Annotated in this window: 3 protein-coding genes; 1 reads left to right on the forward strand and 2 read right to left on the reverse strand. The window is 69.5% G+C overall.

Annotated features, from left to right (window positions below):
- Positions 1–195 precede the first annotated feature (195 nt).
- The gene (locus FUT87_RS16595; RefSeq protein WP_147241728.1) at positions 196–1,749 is read left to right on the forward strand and encodes an ATP-binding protein; all 1,554 of its coding nucleotides are present in this window, start codon (positions 196–198) and stop codon (positions 1,747–1,749) included.
- Positions 1,750–1,798: 49 nt separating this feature from the next.
- On the opposite strand, the gene FUT87_RS16600 is transcribed toward FUT87_RS16595, so the two are convergent.
- Both FUT87_RS16600 and FUT87_RS16605 read right to left on the reverse strand, forming a co-directional pair.
- Positions 1,799–2,020 carry a hypothetical protein gene (locus FUT87_RS16600; RefSeq protein WP_147241729.1) on the reverse strand — a complete coding sequence of 74 codons (222 nt, stop codon included), beginning with the start codon at positions 2,018–2,020 and terminating at the stop codon, positions 1,799–1,801.
- A gap of 256 nt (positions 2,021–2,276) precedes the next feature.
- A partial coding sequence (locus tag FUT87_RS16605; RefSeq protein WP_147241730.1) for an MFS transporter occupies positions 2,277–2,812 on the reverse strand: 536 nt, incomplete at its 5' end.

The following is a 2,812-nucleotide window of genomic DNA, read 5'->3' on the forward strand; positions in this document are numbered from 1 at the left end:
CGCAGCTGGGCGACGGCGAGACGGCGCGCGACTTCCTCGGCCGCGCCGACCAGGCGCTGCGCTCATCCCGCGCGCAGGGCCGCAACCGGGTCACCGTGCTGGCCGCGGATGAGCGTTTCGCCGCATGAGGCCGCCTTCCCCGGTGCGTATCATCGGCCGTCACAAGGGTGGGACAGAGGGACGGACGTGGCCCTGATGAAGACTTCGTTGCGCAGCGCCGTGATCCTGGCGCTGCTGGTGGGCCTGGCCCTGCCGACCGGCGGCGTGCTGCTGTACGAGCAGCAGCTCAGCCGCCGCGTCGTGATGGAGGACCTGCAGCGCGACCTGTCGCGCGTGTCGGAGGTGCTGGCGCTGTCGCTGGCCGAGCCGATCTGGCAGGTCTCGCCCGACCTGGCCGAACCCATGGTCAAGGCGCAAGTGGAGGACCCGCGCTTCGTCTCGGTCGTCGTGACCGAGAACTCCGCCCAGCAGGCCTTCGTCGAGTTCCACCGCGGCTCGCCCGACGACGCGATGACGCTCAGCGAGACCCGCACGGTGATGCGCGACGGCCGCGAGATCGCCAAGCTCACCGTCGTCATGAGCGCCGAGCCGCTGATGGCGCGCAAGCGCGCCGACCTGTGGAACGCGCTGTGGCGCAGCCTGCTGACGCTGACGGTGTCGCTGGCGCTGATCCTGGTCGTCATGCAGCGCCGCGTGCTGCGCCCGATCGATCGCCTGTCCGGCGCGGCCGACGAACTGGCCTCCGGCCAGCTCGACAAGCCGCTGGAGCTCGGCGGCGAGGACGAGATCGCGCGCGTCGGCAAGGCGATGGAGCGCATGCGGCTGGCGCTGCTCAAGGCCTTCGACGACCTGCGCGGCCATGCCAGCACGCTCGAGGACCAGGTGGCGCAGCGCACCGCGCAGCTGACCGAGGCCAACGCCGAGCTGACGCAGGCGCTGGCCAACCTCAAGACTGCGCAGCGCGAGCTGGTGGAGTCGGAGAAGCTCGCTTCGCTGGGCCGCCTGGTGGCCGGCGTCGCGCATGAGCTGAACACGCCGCTGGGCAACGCGCTGACCGTGGTCTCCGCGCTGGAGGACCGCTGGAACAAGCTCGACCGCATGCTGGCCGACAACACGCCGATGCGCCGCAGCCAGCTCGAGGAACTCGTCAAGGACACGCGCCGCGGCCAGGACATCCTGCACCGCAACGTGCAGAAGGCCGCCGACCTGGTGCGCGACTTCAAGCAGGTCGCCATCGACCAGACCAGCGACACGCGCCGCGACTTCGAGCTGAGCCAGGTGGTCGAGGACGTGCTGGTGATGGTCGAGCCCAGCTTCAAGCACACGCCGTTCCGCATCGTCACCGAGCTGCGGGAGGACCTGCGCATGAACAGCTATCCCGGCGCGCTCGGCCAGGTGCTGACCAACCTGCTGATGAACGCGCTGGTGCATGCCTTCGAGGGCCGCGAGCGCGGCCAGGTGACCGTCAGCTGCCACCGGCTCGACGACGGTCAGGTGGAGCTCAGCGTCAGCGACGACGGACGCGGCATGGACGCCTCGGTCGTGCGGCGCATCTTCGATCCGTTCTTCACGACCAAGCTCGGCAAGGGCGGCTCGGGCCTGGGCATGCACATCGTCCACAACATCGTGACGAATGTGCTGGGCGGGCAGATCGAGGTGATCTCGCAGCCCGAGGAAGGCACGCGCATGGTGATGCGCCTGCCGGTCGACGCGCCGCTGCGCGCCACCGGCGAGGAACGGATCGCCTGATCCGTCCTCCGTTCGTGGACGTCGTGGACGTCGCCGACGCCGCCTACGTTTACTGCGAAGCGCCCGACGCGGCCGCCGAAGCCGCCTGGGTGGGCAGCGCGGCGGACGCCGCCGCGATCGCGGCCGAGGCCGCGTCGCTCGCCGCCTGATCGACGTGGCCGCCGGTCACATCGTGCTTCTCGCCCGTCAGGTCGATGTTGCCGCCGCTCTTCATCAGCACGAACAGGGCCACCGCGGCGAAGACGATGAATCCAAGGACGAGTTTCCACATGGCTGCGAGTTTCCTTCTTGAGGTTGCCGGTCACGACGGTCGACCGGGTTGGCGGCCATTGTGGAAAGCCAGCCTGACATCAGGCTGAGCGCCGCTTCGGCCGCGCCGATGCGCGCCATCGCAAAGGCGATCGCAAAGGCCATCGCAGGGGCGACCGGACCGGCGGCCGGCGCCATGAAAAAGGGCGGCCCGAAGGCCGCCCTGGTCCTCGAGGGAACGGGCGCCGCGCGCCGCGTCCCTCGTCCGTGCCGCGCGTTCAGTCGCGGGCGTAGATGTCCACGTCCTTGGTTTCGCGCACGAACAGCAGGCCGACCACCAGGGTGAGCGCGGCGATGCCGATCGGGTACCAGAGGCCGTGATAGATGTTGCCGTTCTGGGCCACCATCGCGAAGCTGATCGACGGCAGCAGGCCGCCGAACCAGCCGTTGCCGATGTGGTACGGCAGGCTCATCGAGGTGTAGCGGATCCGGGTCGGGAACAGCTCGACCAGCATCGCGGCGATCGGGCCGTAGACCATGGTCACGTACAGCACCAGCACGCTCAGGATCGCGACCACCAGCGGCGTGTTGATCTTGGCCGGATCGGCCTTGGACGGATAACCGGCCGCCTTCATCGCCTCGCCCAGTTCCTTCTTGAACGCGGCGATCTTCTTGGTGCTGTCCTCGTCGAACTTGTGGCCGCCCGCGGTCAGCGTGGCGCTCGGCGCCTCGATGACCTTGTCGCCCACCTTCACCTGGCCGGAGCCGGCGGCGCCGGGCACGGTCTCGTAGTTCGCCGCGGCCTGCGCCAGCG

The sequence above is a fragment of the Mitsuaria sp. TWR114 genome (assembly GCF_007997345.1).